Origin of the sequence: Indolivaga capnocytophagoides DSM 22835, from assembly GCF_000426485.1 — a bacterium.
GTDB lineage: Bacteria > Bacteroidota > Bacteroidia > Bacteroidales > Dysgonomonadaceae > Dysgonomonas_A > Dysgonomonas_A capnocytophagoides.
In genome coordinates this window covers 62,452-80,152 of the sequence record NZ_AUFL01000020.1, presented here as the reverse complement: position 1 = coordinate 80,152, position 17,701 = coordinate 62,452, and the positions used below count along the sequence as shown (strand labels likewise).

Sequence of the window (17,701 nt, the reverse complement as noted above, 5' to 3'; positions counted from 1 at the left end):
TACTGATAAGAAGAAATAAACAGCTATTCTTAAATACCTATTTTACATCCTGTAATAATATATACTGAATCAACATCTGTCATTTAAGTCCCATCTGGATTCTGTCTCCCGACAGTAATTTTTGTTCCAGATCTCTTGCATTTACATTTACGGGAGCCTTTATAAATTCAGGAACATTAAAAGAATACAACGAAAAATCGTAATATTCCGGATCTTCCTGGGGTAATAAAAAAGGTTTGGATATCTTTCCATCATTATCAATCGAAGCAATATAAAGGCGGGTATATAATCCGTCTCCTCTCCTGCTGCTGAATACAAACCAGTGGGAATTACTGCTCCAATCATGAAAACTTTCGGTATCATCACTATTCACTTCATCCATTCGTCTGGTCGTACCATCTTTTAAATTCAATAAATATAAATCAGCTTCTTTATGCCAGATTGTAAAATTCCCATAATCGGCCTGTGTATACATGAGATACTTTCCATCAAAAGAAGGCCTAGGAAATGAGATTGTCTTTCCGGTTTGTTCAGCAGAAACCAATGTATCGATAGTAGTTCCGAAATTTCCAGTCTGGGGATCGAATGATATTTTGCAAAGACTATACTTTATATTCTGATAACCTGATTGTATATCGTATTTTTTCGAAGAGCAAAAATAAAGAGTCTTTCCATCTGGCGAAAAAACAGGAAAAGTTTCGAAGTTATCGGTTTTTAATAAAGAACTTGTCAATAGCTGATTTTTTCTTGTATCGTACACAACTACCTCAGAAGCCTCATCAAATACCTCTACCCGCTTATTATGAATCTCATGAAACCCTTGTTTTGTCTGATTCAGTGAATATGCTATATAACGTCCGGTAGGATGCCAATATGGATATACACATGAAGCTATAGTACTATCGATCTTTGTTTTATACAATTGCATCTTGCCGTCAATTTGTAACATGGTTGCTCCATGTGCTCCTCGGATATGCAGACTCATAGATGCCGGATCATTTTGATTGAAAGCATGACAATTAACACATGAACCGGGTATCATTGTATTTTCAAAAATTGCCTTCTGACTGACTGAAGATAAATCCCGTTGATATATACCCATTTTGCTATAGACTTCGTATCCCGGAGCTATCAGACGATAGACCAGTCCATAATCAATCGGAAATTCACTTACATAAATACTGAAGCTCTTATACATCTTCCATTTATTATCAGACTTCAAACTTACCTGCACTTCTATCTCCGATCCTATATTATCTTCGAGTAAGCGATGCCATTCTTTTTCGGAAAACTGAGCCAGTTTACTATCCTGGACTCTGATTTCTCCTGTTTTTTTCCCTTTCAGATGAACATCTATCTTATCAAAAACAATAGACTTTACCATAAAATTTAGAGGCGCAATACTGACCGGAACTGTAACATTTATATAATCCGGATAAATAGATGGATAATCATCTACGATATAAGGGCTTGTTATTTCTTCCCGACATCCTGAGAATGTAAGTAAAGCAATTATAAAAGTAAAAATCAGTCGAATCATATGTAATTTTTTTTTCAGACATATCAGCATTCATCACTTATAACACTGAACGATATTAATAAATCGGTTTTTGCGTATAATCTACCCGATCTCCGCCTGAGAATTGCAGGTAATACCAATACGTTTGGGAAAAGCCCCGGTACAATGAGTTTGCATTTGCTCCGGCAGCCAATGCTTTCGAAAAGTTTATATAATTCTGAATAACCGGAGAATCTATACTCCAAGGTAAATCGTTAATACCATGTCCCGTATTTATCCAATAAAAAAGTAATGCCTCCTGATAATGAGCCGGAATTTCTCTATATCCCAGTTTTTTCCCTAATGGAAAATACTGCACGAAATGATCAAGATCTTTTATTAGTAAAGTATATGCCATTAAATATTCGAAGGCCATCTTGTTGGACTGGTTGTTTACAAACAATAGTCCAAGCATTTGATCCTTTTCGTTTTCACTAAAAAGAAAGTCTGACTTCATTCTTATCTTTTGTAAATGAATCCATTCTTCTCTCCCTTTTATTTTCCGGTCATCTCCCAAGCATTCCAACATACGGGTTGCTTCTTCATTATAGAATAAGGTATGTTGTAATATTCTCAAATATTTTTCAGCAACTTTGTTTTCTCCATTTAATAAATTAACCTCAGCGATACGCAACATTGCACGTGAACTTTTTTTATAGTCAGGCAAAGCTTCTATCGCTTCAAATGAATACCGCATTGATGTATTGAGAAAGCCTAAATGATAATAAACTTCTCCCGTAATAAGGGGTGATGTAAAATCCCGTTGAAACGCAGGCAGTAACCCCTCGGGACCATTCTGAAAATAACGAAACATACTATTCCCCATCGCGCCATCTTTATATAAGGCAAGATTAAGGCAAGTTACAGATAAAGGTGTATCGGGATCTTTCCGATTAGCCATATCTATTATTTTCTTCCAATTTTTGACTCTAGTATAATAATCATATGCCATCACCTCTTCCTTGCGCCAATCAATAACTGATTTAAGAGCAAAAAACGCAAAGACAGAGACCAATACAATACTGACAACAACCGTAAAACGAGGATATTTTAATTTACTCAATCGATTCCTCATCAGGACAAAACACAACGGTACCAAAGCAATTGACACCCATACAACCAAAATGGAATAAGGCAATACAACAGGATAACGGTTATAACTAATCCCCCACCAAAGCTGGCTTTCAGGATATTGTAAGAACAAGCTGGATATCAAAGGATAAAACATCACTGAACCAACTATAACGATCAATAATACTCCCCAAGTCAACTTAGACAATTGTTTGAAATAAAACCATTCGGATAAAATACATAAAATACCGAATATCCAGAATACCCCTCCAGCAAACCAATATAAAAGAGGAAACATTAGAACCACAAAAATCAATCTGATGGAAGAACTCTTAATTTTCAAATATAATAATGAGGAAATCATGGTCAAAAGAATGGCTAACAAAGCTGTAAGCAAATAATTCTCGTCGCACAATAAAGCCCACATCAATATGGAAGGTACAAATGAGAATGGTAAAACCATAGGAGAATCCGCTCCCCATTTATTACATAATCTCTTAACAACAAGCTGTAGGAGAACTAAAAAAGAAGCTATACATAAAGCTCCGGCTAACGGATAATAATAAAATTGGGTAAAAAATGTACCAAAGTAATCAGCCAGACCTCCGGGACGCCCCATCAAATCCGATAAGTAATAAGAAGTAAAGAGGAATAACTGTAATTGTTCCTGATATAGCAGATGATATCTATAAAAGAAAGCGAAAAACACAAATATCATGATGCCGAAAACCAAAGACAAACACCAGTCGAAATGTTTAAATATCTTATTCATAAATGTTCCATGTATTTTTCTTCAGATTTAAAGTCTCCGGATTTTATTGCCTCCAGATATAACAAAGTTAGTTATTTTCGAAAATTACAGCATTAAGTATTCGCTGTTACTTAATAGAATATCTGATTGAAATTTTATCAAAAAACAAATTACACTACAGATATGGAATAAATACTGCTTAAATGATCAAAAGAAGTGAGGCCAACCCTCACTTCTTTCTAACCATCTAAGATTCAATTTGCACACATCGTTTACTGAGCCTTGAATACCCAATACCAATAATTAGAATTTGGAGCATGTTCCTGAGCTCCCAGAACCATTTTCTCGTCATCTAGATATATAATATTGTATTTACTCCAGGCTGAATAGCTTGCATCATTGAAGTCATAACCACATAATATATTCGTATTTGTAAAAGTAACAGTACCTAAAGACCATCCGCTGGTGCCTGCAGTCATGTCAAAATCGAATTTACCTTCGTATTTAACACCATCCATCGTCGTCTTTATCATTTTCTTTCCGCTCAGAATAAATTGCATAGTAGCCCCTTTACCATCCAAAGGAAGATTCTTACTTACACATTGCTCTTTAATGTCTTCGGGATTTAATATCCACCAAGCTGGCCCGGTATCCGATCCTCCGCCATTCCCAAAACATTTAGTATCTGCCCATGTCCATACTTTCTCTCCTGCTCCACAGAAATAGCCATACTCTGGAGCCACCGGATAGTACATAGATTCGACATTGTATTCAAATTTTTTCTCGAACACAGTCCCATCTGCAGCCAAAGCATTCAGGGTTATCGTCTGGGAGCCGGCAAGAAGTAAAGTCAACTCAGTTTCGGAACTTGCATATAAGTTTACTCCATCCGTCCATTGACACGAAACAGGGCTTGTACAACTAACTTTTACTTTATTCGTATTTAATCCGTTTTGTACCACAGGGGTTATGGTCGCTTGTATCTGATCGGCAGAAGTTATAACTTCTCCTACTCCCTTCTCATCCACAATCGGATCACAAGCAAGAAACAGAGCTGTAAGAACACCTGCTATTATTGAATTGAATATATATTTCATGTTTTCTTCTGATTTAGAGTTATACGATTATTTCCATCCGGAATACAATGTTCCTGATTCCCATCCGGCATTTTGCTTATATACTCCGCCTGACAATGATATCTCAGATTCGGGTATAGGGAAAAATCCGCCATTTGTTGCTGTATAACGCGCAACATAACCTCCTCCGTTATTAGTTGTAACATTTTTATCGGCTTGTCCCTGAAAATATACCGCCTGGTTATTCTGTACCGCCAATGCTGTCTCGGCAATATGCCAGCGGCGAATATCATTCCAGCGAACTCCTTCAAAGCTTAGCTCCCAACGCCGTTCATTTCTCAAAGCATCATCACTATATGTACCAATAGGATCAAGACCTGATCGCTCGCGAACTTTATTGATACCAGAAACATCTTGTTTTAATTCAGACTGCATCAATAAAACATCGGCAAAACGGATTAAAACCAAATCGTGTATATTGGATAACTGGAAGTTTACAGTCGAATAGCTATACATATCCTGTTCGAAAGTTTCCCAATAACCATCTCCACTTGTTTTCTTCGATGAAATAGGTGAGTTTTTCTTATCGTAGAAGTCGGTTTCCTGTACAAAATCAGTCCACCCTCCTTTTGTATACTTCGGTAACTCACTTGGAATATTACATACTGATGCCTGGCGTCTCATATCCTGAGGTTCTGCAGCAGTCCAATCTTTCCACAATGCGGGAGATACAGGACCTGCCCCCCAGCCCTGACCAAATGGAAATGTATTTCCCAGATCCTGACTTCCTCTCACACCAAAGAAAAGAGCATATCCATTTGAATATCCGATAGTTGTGCTCCAGCTTGCAAATTTAGAGTATTTAATGGCAAACATTGATTCGGGATTCACAGCATTATCATCTTCAACCCATTTCAGATTTTGCCCTTTTGTATATGTATAATCCTCTTTAGTCAGCCTGTTAGAATAAGCCCACAGATTACGATAATCAGGTACTAAACTATAACCCGAATTGTTGGCACAGTCATCAATCCAGCCTATTACGTCATTTTTAGAAACAGTACTTCCATCGGGTAATGTTATATCTGTTTTCTTATAGAAACCTGTATAAAATAAGAATGCACGGGCCATCATCGCTTCCGCTGCATATTTGTCTACGTGCCCGGCATTAGCTGTTGTAGTTTTCTGAGCAGGCATTAATTCAATAGCAGACTTAAGATCCGAAATAATCTGAGACCATGTTTCTGCTGGATCTGCCTGAGGGGTAGTTCCACTTGTTGCGGTAGAAATAATTAAAGGAATATTTTCGAACAATGATGCTAACTCATAATAATAGAAAGCACGTAGAAAATGAGCTTCCCCGATCATCTGATTCTTTTGATTTTCACTTTCATAACCGGTACAATTTCCTAGTGTTTCAATTGCATTATTGGCTCGTTGTATACCGGCATAACGGTCTATCCAGAACTGCCTCATCATATCAGTACCCGGAGCCATAAGCAAATCTATTGCCTGTAACTGCCTGTCGTTGATACCTCCTCCTCCAAAACGGTCATCAGACGCAAGTTCCGATACCATATGGAACGAATACTGAGGATTAGCATTCACAACACTCAAGTTATTGTAAATCCCGGCTATTACCTGCTGAGCATCAGCCAATGTCTGCGGATAGTTTGATGTATTCTTTTCTGTATAGTTTTCTGTGTCCAGAAAACTTTCACAGCTTGCAAATAATAATGCAATTGCTGATAGCGCTAAGTATTTTAATTTTTTCATGTTTTTCCGTAAAAAATTATGACAATAAGTCTTAGATCTTAAAATTTGAGGTTTACTCCGAAAAGATATGTTCTGGGCGTAGGATAATAACCAACATCAATACCTGAAGCCCAACTGTCTGTACCTCCACCATAACCTACTTCAGGATCCATACCTGAATATCCTGTTATAGTAAACAAGTTTTGTGCAGTAAAATACAATCTAGCCTGTCCTAAAGGCATTCTGGGAAATAACTTTTTGAAATCGTATCCTAATGTTATATTCTGAATTTTTAAGTAGTCTGCATTTTCTATATATAAATCAGAGATATTCATATAGTTAGCATTCGATCCGGATGTTAATCTAGGATACTTATTAGAAGTTCCTTCTCCGTGCCAACGTTCAAATACATCGGTTGTATAATTTTCATGCCTTCCATCAGAAAATTTACGGTACGATTTTGCAATTTGGTGGCCAAACGCTCCATAAGTCGTCACACTCAGATCAAAGCCCTTATATCCCATATTGAAACTAAAACCTAAAGTAAAATCAGGATGAGGATTACCAATATTGGTCTTATCCTTATCATCAATAACACCATCATGATTGAGATCTGCAAATTTTACATCTCCGGGTTGAACATTTCCCTGAAGGATTCCATTTCCGGCTGCTTTCCATGCATCTATTTCGGCTTGATTCTGAAAAATACCGGAGGTTTTGTACCCATAGAAATAACCTATAGGCTGACCAACTTCGGCTCTATACATTTCGGGGGTACCTTGTGCCAATACGCTGGCTGCTCCATGAATTATACCTTCTGAGTTCTTAATTTCGGTTACTTTATTTTTATTAAATGTTGCATTTGTATTAATTCCATAAGTAAAGTCACTGCCAATCTTATCATTCCAGGTTAATCCGATTTCAAGACCTTTATTTTCTACTGCTCCCCCATTAATCCAAGGAGCACCACTAGTCCCCATACCTAAGGCTCCTAAAATCTGAGGTTGTACCAACCAGTCTTTAGTTGTTTTCTTGTACCAATCGAAAGTGAGCGCCAGACGCGAATTCAAGAAACGAGCATCTATTCCTAAGTCAAGTTGTTCTGATGTTTCCCAGCTAACATCGGGATTAGGTAAAACATTTGCATAACCACCCGTTGTTTGAGAATCTTTATTATTACCGAACGAATAGGCAGCTGTATCATCAAATGATACAGTGGCTAAGTAATAAAAATTTGGAATATTACAATTACCATTTTGCCCCCAGCTTGCTCTTAATTTAAGAAAATCGAGCCAAGAACGAGACGATTCCATAAATTTCTCATTGGTCGTTACCCAACCGGCTGAAACAGAAGGAAAATATCCCCAACGATTACCGCGAGCAAAATTTGATGAACCATCAGCTCTTATAATCAAAGTAGCCATATATGTTTCATTCCAGTCATAGTTTAAACGTCCAAAGAAAGATACAAGCCTACCTTCGTCCCAAGGAGCACCGGTTACAGACGTAACTCCGGATATCAATCCCTGAGCATTATCCAGATAAGCATACTTATATCCATCGAAGATCAGATTACCACCTACTCCTCCATAAGTTTCACCCATCCCCGATTTTTCTAAAGATTGCCCTCCCAGTACATCAAAATGGTGGGCATTCAAGGCAAACTTATAGTTCAAGGTATTATCTAATGTATAACTCCATCCAGAACCTCCATTCTGGCTGACGCGTGAAGTCTGATTAGCAACAGTTGCCGACAAGTCATAAGTAGGAGTGTAAGACCTATAACTGTTTGAACTCATCTTATATCCGAACTGGCTTCTAAAAACTAAGTTTTTTATCGGTTCAATTTGTAGGTATGCAGTCATATTCAGATTATGATTTTTAGTAGTATTATTACCACGCTCATAAACCATATCTGCAATTGGGTTAGCCATCGAAGCATCATATGCAGTCAGTCCCAAGGCATCTTTTGCCGCACGGTCAAAATAATTGCCATTGCTATCATACAAAGGCATAATAGGGGCTGTTCTTAATGCACTTGAAATATCATTCCAATACTGAGTACCAATACCGATACCATTTCTTATTGTATAACTGTAAGTGAGATTTTCTCCAACCTTTATAATATCCCGACCCGCTCCTTTTAGAAGAATGTGCTCCGAATTAAGACGTGCAGATGTTCTTTCATATTGAGACTGAACAGGTTTTCCAAAAACGCCCTCCTGTGATGTATATGATACTCCCATAGAAAATTTAGAGAGATCTGATCCTCCGGTCAGGTTTATAGCATGATTCTGCATTGGCGCATTTTTATTTCTCATCTCTTCGAGCCAATTTGTGCCTTTCCATGTACCATTCTGTACCGAATCGTATTTGTCACCCAGATATTTTTTCCAATCATAAGAATCCAGCCCCTCATTAAAATTCACCTCGTCCATTATCTGCATATATTGCTGGGCATTGAGTACTGATGCCATCTTATAAACATTCTGAACACCATAATATCCGTCATACGATACTTGAACCTTTCCGGATTTCCCTTGCTTTGTTGTAACTAATATTACACCATTGGCGGCACGGGCTCCATAAATCGCGGCAGATGCAGCATCCTTCAAGACATCGATAGACTCAATATCAGCAGGATTTAAATTATCGATATTTCCTCCCGCAACACCATCAATTACATACAAGGGTGCTGAATTACCGGTAGTACCTACCCCACGTATATATACTTTGAAGCTTTCGCCGGGTTGTCCGGAAGACGCTGTAATATTAACCCCGGGAGTTTGACTTTGCAATGCGCTAAAGGCACTGGGTGTACTTAGCTTTGTTAAATTATCTCCGGCTACTTGTACCGTAGCACCTGTTATAAGCTTTTTCTTCTGAACACCGTATCCCACTACTACAACCTCATCTAACACACTCTGGTCTTCTTGCATGGTTATAGACAATTCAGAGCGTCCGCCAGCTGCCAGTTCTTGTGTTTTAAAACCTATATAACTAAAAACAAGAACTGCATTGGAATTAGATGTTTTAAGAGAATAGTTACCATCAATATCAGTCAATGTTCCATTTGTCGATCCTTTGACTGTCACACTTACCCCGATTAAAGGTTCGCCGGCTGCATCCTTGACTGTCCCCCTCACTGTTGGCTCGCCTTGTTGAGTTTCCTTCGTTTCTACTCCTACAGACCCTTTAGAAGAATATCCGGTAAGAGGAATAATCAGTAATAAAAATAAAACCAGATATCCCAATATAGGAGAGGCTTTAGTCTTTACCGAACTTTGTTTAAATTCGTTATTTTTCATGTAATACTATTGTGTTTTTATGAGACTTTGTATATTCTTGATATACATAATTAAATTCAGGTAGAGAACCATGCTTCGAATATCCACATGTATTAATAGGTTATTATCATGTTTGGATTTTATTCATAATCATAAAGACTTAATAAGAGTTAATAATTAGGGCAAAACATTATAGATACAAATCTATAGAAAGCTAAAATCAATAATTGACATTATTTTATCTATTGATGATACTTTTCTACATCTATTATAATTTGCTGGATTTTCAAATTCGGTAAGGGAATCAGATATTATTCATATTTTAAGGCTATAGAAAAAGACTTTAAAGAGCAAACAGTAAACAACTCATCTCCAAACAATTGAACAACAAACCTAGAATAACAACAAGTAATAAAGAAAACTTTACTAAGCTATATTATATTTTACACTATCATCATAATAGTATCACATTTATGTTTTAGATAGTACTAAAACATAAAATAACATGAGTATATCTTATTATTTAGTTTTACAAATCAATCAGACAAATAATCTTTTACGCCGATAATTGTCTCTGAATTCTTTTGGAGAATAGTCTTTCTTTTTTTTAAATATACGATTGAAGTTAGATACATTATTAAAGCCTGATTCATAGCAGATTTCATAAATAGGCATTTCTGAATCGATAAGTAAACGGATCGCATGTCCCAAACGCATATCAATAATATAATCTGAAACACTCTTTCCGGTACGCTGCTTATAAAAACGACTGAATGAAACAGGGGTCATACCCGACAAATCGGCTAACTGATCCAAACGCAAGTCTTCTCTGTAATGACATTCTACAAATTCATGCACTTTCTGAATCCTACGACTTTCGGAATGAGCTCTCACTCTCGCAAACGAAGAACTTGACAAAGTTCGGGCTTCATGATAAAACTGAGACAACTCATATAAGATTGAAAGAAACTTCATCACAGAATAGAACCCATTTTTTTCAGAAGACAACATATCCAGAGACTTATATACCTTCAGCACTGCCGACATAGGAAATGACAAGCCTTCTTTTGCCTTATCCAACATTCGTCGAATTGATCCGAATTGACTTTTTTTCAACAAATTAGGAATGAACAAATCCGAAGAAAACTGAACTGTAAGGACTCTTGCATTACTTGACTTATACTGATCCGGCTCCCATACATGCTCGAGATTTTCATTCGCTAACAATATCAAATCGTAATCTCCGATAACTTCAATAGAATCTCCGATAATTCTCTTTACTCCCGATGCATATGCCGTAAAATTCAGTTCAAATTCTGCATACCTTTGCAAAGGACTTGTAAACTCTGTGTTATATCTATCCGCAATATAAAAACAATCTTTATCAGATAGAGGTGTGATTTCAGGTAATACCGTAAAATTATGCTTCATGGTAAACAAGATATTAAAGTATTAGTTAACATTTATTAGATACACAAATGTACCTTATAAGCGAACAACGCACTTTCAATTTTGTACCTAATGTTTTTAAATTTGTACCAACTTTTATTAAGTATAATATTATTCAAACATTAATAAGGTTTTTAAACCGTGAGATAGTATCATGCAAAAAGGAGGTTTTGTATCCACCTCCTTTTGCTAAAATGTATCCCCATTTTAAATATTTCCATTAGATCAGACTCTGCTATTATTTTATTTCTTTATTTAAAAAGTTTGACGACTAACGATTGATTTTTCCCCAATCTTTGCTTTAATATATTTTTAGTAGTTCCTATCTGTTTCTGTTGATATAAGTCTTTAAGCTTATAGATATTTTTATCGTTGAAACTTATTTCTTTGTTAAATAACTCATCCTTGATTGAATGTTTCGACCAGTCAAAAGAGAAATCGATACCATCCTGAGAATGATTAAAAAAGCAAACAGCCCATTCTCCATTAATCATAGGTTTGACCCATATTTCGACTTTTCCTTCTGTGGTATATTTAAAGCCCTGTATTCCTAAAGAATCCTGATTAATCGCAATGATATCTTCATTTGTGAGAATTTGCAATGTTTCCTTAGAGATATCCCTTAAATCATTCCCTAAAATAAGAGGAGAATTAAGTATAGCCCACAAAGCGAAATGAGTTTGCTCTTCATATAATGAAAAAGCGCCATTGCCAACCTCCAGCATATCCATATCATTCCAATGTCCGGGCCCTGAAACTTTCCGCAACATCTCTTGATCTCTCATATTGAGAATATTAATAGCCCCCCAGGAAGAATATGTTCCATGATTATGTTCACATTCGAAACAATTATATATATCGCCCGTAGTACGCCAACTATGACCTATGACCGGAGCCCATTTCCAAGGTTCATTATCTCCCCATTCGCATATACTTAAAAAGATAGGACGTCCGGCAGCATATAAAGCATCTCGCATGGTAGTATATGCCTCCGCTGCATTCATATTGCCAGTATCACACCAATCGTATTTTAAATAATCGACTCCCCATTCGGCATATTTCATAGCATCCTGATATTCATGTCCCCTGCTTCCGGGATACCCTGCACAGGTTTTTGCTCCTGCACAATTATATAAACCGAACTTCAATCCTTTGGAATGTACATAATCGGCAACAATTTTAATTCCATTCGGGAACTTTTCAGGATGAGGAACAAGGTTTCCCAGCGAATCACGGTGCATATCCATCCAACCGTCGTCTAATAATATATAGTTATATCCGGCATCTTTAAGCCCGGAACCAACCATTGCATCAGCCATTTCTTTTACCATTTGCTCATTTATATTTGTAGCAAATTTATTCCAGCTATTCCATCCCATCTGAGGAGTTTTAGCCAGATTATCAAACTTCTGAGCAAATATACCCATAGACCATACAATAAATACGGCAACCCAAAGTTTCTGTTTCATTATCCGTTACTTTAATTGATCTGAAAATTCTTTAATTACTTTTATAGTGGAGTCTGTGTTAAAAACGGAATTTAAACCTTGCTCTTCCTGTGACGGATCACCGACATAGTCATCCCAAGGTTTCCAGAACTCATGTTGCGGACGGCCGAATCCACCCCAGGCCCAGAAATTGCATCCGGCAAATACCCCGTTGGCTTTAGACGATTTCACCAACTGTTGGAATATATTCCGGTAATACTTGTCTCTGGCTGTAGTAGGATCATCCAATGTATACTTGTGATTATCGCGGGGAAAACCAAATTCTTCCAAAACAATAGGTTTATTTAATTTTTGTGCAATACGGATATGTTCCGACATATATTGATCGGTATTTACAATTCCGGCATCTACCGATTTAGGAATATCCGAAATATCTATCCAACTCCAGTTTTTAGGCCAGATATGCATTGTCAGATAATCGATATTTTTATCTGCATGAATCTCTTCGAATAACGCCGAATCCATTTCACATCCCCATATTCCTTCCGAACCTATAGAGACCAGATGATTGGAATCTAACGATTTAATAAGAGATGCAGCTTCTTTAATCCATTTGGTAAACGCAGGTTTGGCAGCATCACTAAATACACGGGGCTCATTACCTATCTGCCATGACATTATAGTGGGATCATCGGTGTATTTTTTGCCTGTATATCGATTACTTCTCGACAAAACCGCTTTTATATGGTTGTTAAAAAGAGTGTGACAACTATCACATTCAGCATACTGGGCTACATATTTAACAAAGACAGGCCAATCATGTACCCCTTTATCAGGAACATCTCCTTTACCCGCCCAATTCAGGTATTGCCCATATCCTCCACTCCATTCCCAGCTGTTATTCAAAAACAATACAGCACGCATATCTCTTTTATGCATTTCTACAAGCAGGTAATCTAATCCATCAAAAATAGTATCGTTGTAAACACCCGGTTCGAGTTGTAGTGTCGGCATTACTTTTACTGCTTGACCTGCATACCCATCTGCTCCAACTAATACTCTCAGATTGTTAATTCCATTTTCTTTCAGAAAATCAAGTTCTTTAATCAAACGGTCTCTATTACCTCCTTGTCCGGTAGATCCAAGTATAGCACCATACCAGAAATTAGTCCCGATAAAATAATAAGGCTTATCTCCAATCTCAAATTGACCGCCTTTTTGTTTCACAAAATTCTCTGAAAATGAAGGAGATTCTGTCTTTTTATTTTGCGTACAAGAAAATATTAATAATGCCGAAATAGCGAAAAGTATCAGTTTTTTCATTATTTAATCGATTTTATATATGGTGGTTTATTATTAGTTTTAGCGTCATTAATGGTATGAGATATTTTCCAATAAATCTATTTTAGCTGAAGGTGTCACAGGGCTAAATAATTTATTCAAAGAGCTTATATCTAGTTTTGATTGCGGATTAAAAGCTCCTGACTTCATATAATTAATCATAGAGTAATACAATTGTCTTACCTCTGGTTTATCCATCGCGACCTTTAAATCAGACATGCAAATCAGTAAACTTCCTTTTTCTACCTTAAATTCAAAAACCAGCCCGAGTTTATGATTTCTCTCCACATTATCTATAACCTGCACTATCGGCCGATATGTCGCCGGCATTTTATCCATAATTAATGGATAACTGTTTTTGATAATCGGAAACCATTGCCAACTAGTATGAAACTCGCTAGGAAAATCTTTAAAAATCGGATGCTTCGGATTTGTCAATATTCCTAATGTACCGGGAGATACGGGTTTATGAATATTTTCGCAGATAGTTTTAAACATACGGTAATTCCAGTAGTCAGTCTGAAATAAACCACCTACCGTAGAACCCACATATTCTTTCCGATCAGGAAACCACAAAACCCGTCCTCCCTGTTTCAGTCTACTGATTACAGCTACATCTAGCTTTGTAGTCACGACAATATCATCCGGAATATCAACATCTGCTTTTTCGGGATAAATCCATAAAGGATATGTATTCTTATACTCTGTATCTGAGATACGTAGACTTAGTATTACTTTTTGAGCAATTGAAGCAAAAGATAACTTTGCTCGGATCTCACCTAAATCTAAGAGCCCCTGTTTATCAGAAGATATATCAATAGAACCTTCTTTCAGACTCTGTCCTTTTTCACTACTTAAACTCCACTGTATTTTTTTCCCTTTCAGAGAGCTTTCAGAGTAGTTGGCCACTTTCACGATTCCTTTGAGAGACTCATTGCTAGTCCAACAAAATTTTTCAGTTATAAACAGAGGAACTACAGGAGCACTAAATTCTCTCCATTCTTCGGGAGTCACTAGTCCTTTATTATCCATAAAAGCATCCAAAACACCCACAAAAGCAGATCCTTGTCCCGGATAATCCTGTAAATCGAGTAACTGAAAACCTCCAAAACCGGGAGTCCTCAGATCCATCTCAATATCAGCCTTATAAAGCTGTACCGTCCATTTTCCGGATGCTTTGAAAAAGTCATCAGCCTGATCGAGCATACCAGCATTTTCCAATCTCTTCTTAAACACCTCAAAATTGCGAGGCTTGAGTACCCCTGTGTATTTTTTCATTTCTTTATAATCAGGATAGACCTGAAACTGACCCGTTTCATGACTAATAACCGGGACGGTACATCCTTCGATTGCTTTTGTGAAATTCATCTCGGAGTTTGGATAGGAATGATTAATATATCCTCCATCATACGCGTCGGCAAAAGAAAATGATCCTCGAACATGTGTAATAAAAGGAGCATCATCACTTGCACCTCCGATACGACATGTCACCAGAAAATCTTCACCCGGAATTTGCCCCTTATATCCTAAGAAATTATTGGCTCCGAAAGCATATAAGTGCCTATTGCTGTCTATCGACCTGAAAGTACTGATCAAATCATCCATAGCCTCCTGATCTCCAAAAAGTTCGTTACCCAAAGCAAACATTACAAAAGACGCATGATTACCAAATTCATTTTGAATATTTATACCTTCTTTGGACAGGAATGAAATCAGCCTGCCGTCATTTTTATCCATAGTACCCCAGAACGGCAACTCCGGCTGAAGATATATACCTTCTATATCGGCAGCTTCGAAACATGCTTTTGGCGGGCACCACGAATGGAACCTATAATGATTAATACCATATTGCTTGGCTGTCTGAAAATATTTACGCCATGTTTCAACATCCATTGCAACATGAGCAGTCAAAGGAAATACACAAGCATCGTGCTTTCCTCGGAGGAATGTAATATTACCATTGACTGAAAACTGAGTACCTTTTGTTGTAAAATCACGAAGTCCGAAGTTCACCGATTGGGAATCAAAAATTTTATCTCCGGCTAATGTAATATCCAAATGATATAAAGCCGGATGAAATTCACTCCATAACAGAGCATCTTTCCCTAGATTATATACTATGTCTACTTCATTCTTAGACAAGTCCAAAGCTTGCTTCAAGGGCTCAACCGTCCTTTTCTCGACTGAATTCCATACCTGACCAGCTAGTTCTATTTCTGCATTTTGTATATTTTGCGGATCTGAAAATTTGATTTTAACCAATACCGTTTTGTTCTTTGCATCCGGATATACCTGAACATCTTTTATATGAAATGTATTGGCTGCCTCCAAATACATGTCTCCGATAATACCATTCCAATTCGTTTGTGTAGATTCGGTATAAGCATGTGAATTAGATATTATCTGAGGAGGTACGGACTCTCCATTATCAACCATAATTGCAATATCATGGGCTCCGGGAGATAAATATGCAGTGAGGTCATATATCTGGCTTGTCGAAACATTATCGTTTGCTCCTATCTCTTTACCATCAACCCATAATTTTGTAGGTTTTGTACGCTCAAGTACCATTCGGATATTCTTTCGATCCCACCCATCCGGTATTTGAACCGACCTCTTATACCAGACCTTCCCTGTATAGACATATTCTCGAGACAAATGGGTTGTTTCGTCCATTTTTGTATTTAAGATACCTTTTTTATTTGTATCCAAAGTTCCCGGCAAACTCACAGAATCAGAGAAATTCTGAATATACCAACGATCTTTAACACCCTCGTTTAAAGAATCGATTCTAAATTCCCATCTTCCCTGCAAATCAATTCGGTCACGTACATATAATTTTTTATCCTGATTACAGGAAACACAGACAATGCAAAGTACCAACAAAAATATTAGGTTGTATTTTTTCATTTCTTAGCCAAAAGCAAACATTAAACAATAAACTTTGAAAGGTTCTGAGTCTACACAATTCTATATACAGAAAGACCTGCTACAAAAATAGGCATGTATACTCAATATAAGCAGTACTATATTATCCAATAATAATACTTATCAGATAACCTGTTTCTTTTTCCTGAAGTTTTCCCTGAACTCTTTTGGTGAACATCCTTTTTTCTTTTTGAATATGCGGTTAAAATTCGAAAGATTATTAAATCCGCTTTCGTAGCATATTTCTGAAATAGTCATCATGGTATCGAGAAGCATACGGGAAGCCTGTCCAAGGCGAATATCAATTATATAATCAGAGAGTCCTCTGCCCGTTCTCAGTTTAAAAAAGCGGCTAAAGCCGGCAGAAGTCATGCCTATAAGTCCAGCCAAATAGGGAAGCCTGATTTCTTCTTTATAATTCTCATTTATATATTTTTGAATCTTCTGCAAACGAAGGCTATCAGAGTACGTATCCATTTTGGCATAAGAAGAACTTGACAAAACTTTCGATTCATCCGTAAACAGAGAAAGCTCATGCAGAATAGAGAGAAAATTTATTACAGCATAAAAACCATTATGCTGAAGAGACAATTGGTCTAATAATTGGTATACCTTCAATATTGCGGCCATCGGGAAAGAAAGTCCGCGTTGTGCCTTTTCGAGCATAATCCGGATAGATTCAAACTGATTCTTATCTATAAAATTGGAGAAAAATAAATCGTCGGAAAACTGAATAGTTATTTCCCTTATATCTTTTGATTCACAGATATTTTGTTCCCAAACATGCTCCAAATCCTTACTTGCTATCAATATAAGGTCATAATCTCCTATAATTTCCATAGAATCACCAACGATTCGTTTTACACCTCTTGCATTAGCGACAAAGTTCAATTCGAATTCGGCATGAGAATGAATAGGATATGTAAATTCGGATTTATGCCTGTCTGCGATATAAAAGCAATCTTTTTCTGACAATGGGGTAACTTCTGTTATAGCAGCTAAACTTGAGCTCATAAAATATAAGATTATATGGTTAA

Annotated in this window: 10 protein-coding genes; all 10 read right to left on the bottom strand. The window is 36.9% G+C overall.

Features of this window, described 5'->3' with window-relative positions; all coding sequences use genetic code 11:
- Positions 1-79: 79 nt before the first annotated feature.
- The gene (locus tag K322_RS0111830) at positions 80-1,540 is read right to left on the bottom strand and encodes a TolB family protein (protein WP_035331992.1); all 1,461 of its coding nucleotides are present in this window, start codon (positions 1,538-1,540) and stop codon (positions 80-82) included.
- Positions 1,541-1,595: 55 nt separating this feature from the next.
- Positions 1,596-3,401, bottom strand: a complete 1,806-nt coding sequence (locus K322_RS19290) for a DUF6057 family protein (RefSeq protein ID WP_051290770.1) — start codon at positions 3,399-3,401, stop codon at positions 1,596-1,598.
- A 251-nt stretch (positions 3,402-3,652) separates the two neighbouring features.
- Positions 3,653-4,477, bottom strand: coding sequence for a hypothetical protein (locus K322_RS0111820; RefSeq protein WP_026627085.1), 825 nt, complete (start codon positions 4,475-4,477; stop codon positions 3,653-3,655).
- A gap of 27 nt (positions 4,478-4,504) precedes the next feature.
- Positions 4,505-6,232 (bottom strand): RagB/SusD family nutrient uptake outer membrane protein, encoded by a 1,728-nt coding sequence (locus K322_RS0111815; RefSeq protein ID WP_026627084.1) that lies wholly within the window; start codon positions 6,230-6,232, stop codon positions 4,505-4,507.
- A gap of 38 nt (positions 6,233-6,270) precedes the next feature.
- Positions 6,271-9,519, bottom strand: a complete 3,249-nt coding sequence (locus tag K322_RS0111810) for a SusC/RagA family TonB-linked outer membrane protein (protein ID WP_026627083.1) — start codon at positions 9,517-9,519, stop codon at positions 6,271-6,273.
- A 519-nt stretch (positions 9,520-10,038) separates the two neighbouring features.
- Complete coding sequence (locus K322_RS0111805) at positions 10,039-10,929, bottom strand: helix-turn-helix domain-containing protein (protein WP_026627082.1); 891 nt, start codon at positions 10,927-10,929, stop codon at positions 10,039-10,041.
- A gap of 269 nt (positions 10,930-11,198) precedes the next feature.
- A complete protein-coding gene (locus K322_RS0111800) occupies positions 11,199-12,416 on the bottom strand; it encodes a glycoside hydrolase family 27 protein (protein ID WP_026627081.1) in 1,218 nt (405 codons plus the stop codon).
- Positions 12,417-12,422: 6 nt separating this feature from the next.
- Positions 12,423-13,718 carry a glycoside hydrolase 5 family protein gene (locus K322_RS0111795; protein ID WP_026627080.1) on the bottom strand — a complete coding sequence of 432 codons (1,296 nt, stop codon included), beginning with the start codon at positions 13,716-13,718 and terminating at the stop codon, positions 12,423-12,425.
- Positions 13,719-13,766: 48 nt separating this feature from the next.
- The gene (locus tag K322_RS0111790; RefSeq protein WP_026627079.1) at positions 13,767-16,646 is read right to left on the bottom strand and encodes a sugar-binding domain-containing protein; all 2,880 of its coding nucleotides are present in this window, start codon (positions 16,644-16,646) and stop codon (positions 13,767-13,769) included.
- A 141-nt stretch (positions 16,647-16,787) separates the two neighbouring features.
- Positions 16,788-17,678, bottom strand: coding sequence for an AraC family transcriptional regulator (locus tag K322_RS0111785; RefSeq protein ID WP_026627078.1), 891 nt, complete (start codon positions 17,676-17,678; stop codon positions 16,788-16,790).
- Between the last annotated feature and the right edge of the window lie 23 nt (positions 17,679-17,701).

What these genes read in the sequence shown, in the direction of transcription:
- K322_RS0111805 (WP_026627082.1), bottom strand. Translation starts at nt 10,929, where the DNA reads ATGAAGCATAATTTTACGGTATTACCTGAAATCACACCTCTATCTGAT.
- K322_RS0111820 (WP_026627085.1), bottom strand. Translation starts at nt 4,477, where the DNA reads ATGAAATATATATTCAATTCAATAATAGCAGGTGTTCTTACAGCTCTG.
- K322_RS0111800 (WP_026627081.1), bottom strand. Translation starts at nt 12,416, where the DNA reads ATGAAACAGAAACTTTGGGTTGCCGTATTTATTGTATGGTCTATGGGT.
- K322_RS0111810 (WP_026627083.1), bottom strand. Translation starts at nt 9,519, where the DNA reads ATGAAAAATAACGAATTTAAACAAAGTTCGGTAAAGACTAAAGCCTCT.
- K322_RS0111790 (WP_026627079.1), bottom strand. Translation starts at nt 16,646, where the DNA reads ATGAAAAAATACAACCTAATATTTTTGTTGGTACTTTGCATTGTCTGT.
- K322_RS0111785 (WP_026627078.1), bottom strand. Translation starts at nt 17,678, where the DNA reads ATGAGCTCAAGTTTAGCTGCTATAACAGAAGTTACCCCATTGTCAGAA.
- K322_RS0111815 (WP_026627084.1), bottom strand. Translation starts at nt 6,232, where the DNA reads ATGAAAAAATTAAAATACTTAGCGCTATCAGCAATTGCATTATTATTT.
- K322_RS0111795 (WP_026627080.1), bottom strand. Translation starts at nt 13,718, where the DNA reads ATGAAAAAACTGATACTTTTCGCTATTTCGGCATTATTAATATTTTCT.
- K322_RS19290 (WP_051290770.1), bottom strand. Translation starts at nt 3,401, where the DNA reads ATGAATAAGATATTTAAACATTTCGACTGGTGTTTGTCTTTGGTTTTC.
- K322_RS0111830 (WP_035331992.1), bottom strand. Translation starts at nt 1,540, where the DNA reads ATGATTCGACTGATTTTTACTTTTATAATTGCTTTACTTACATTCTCA.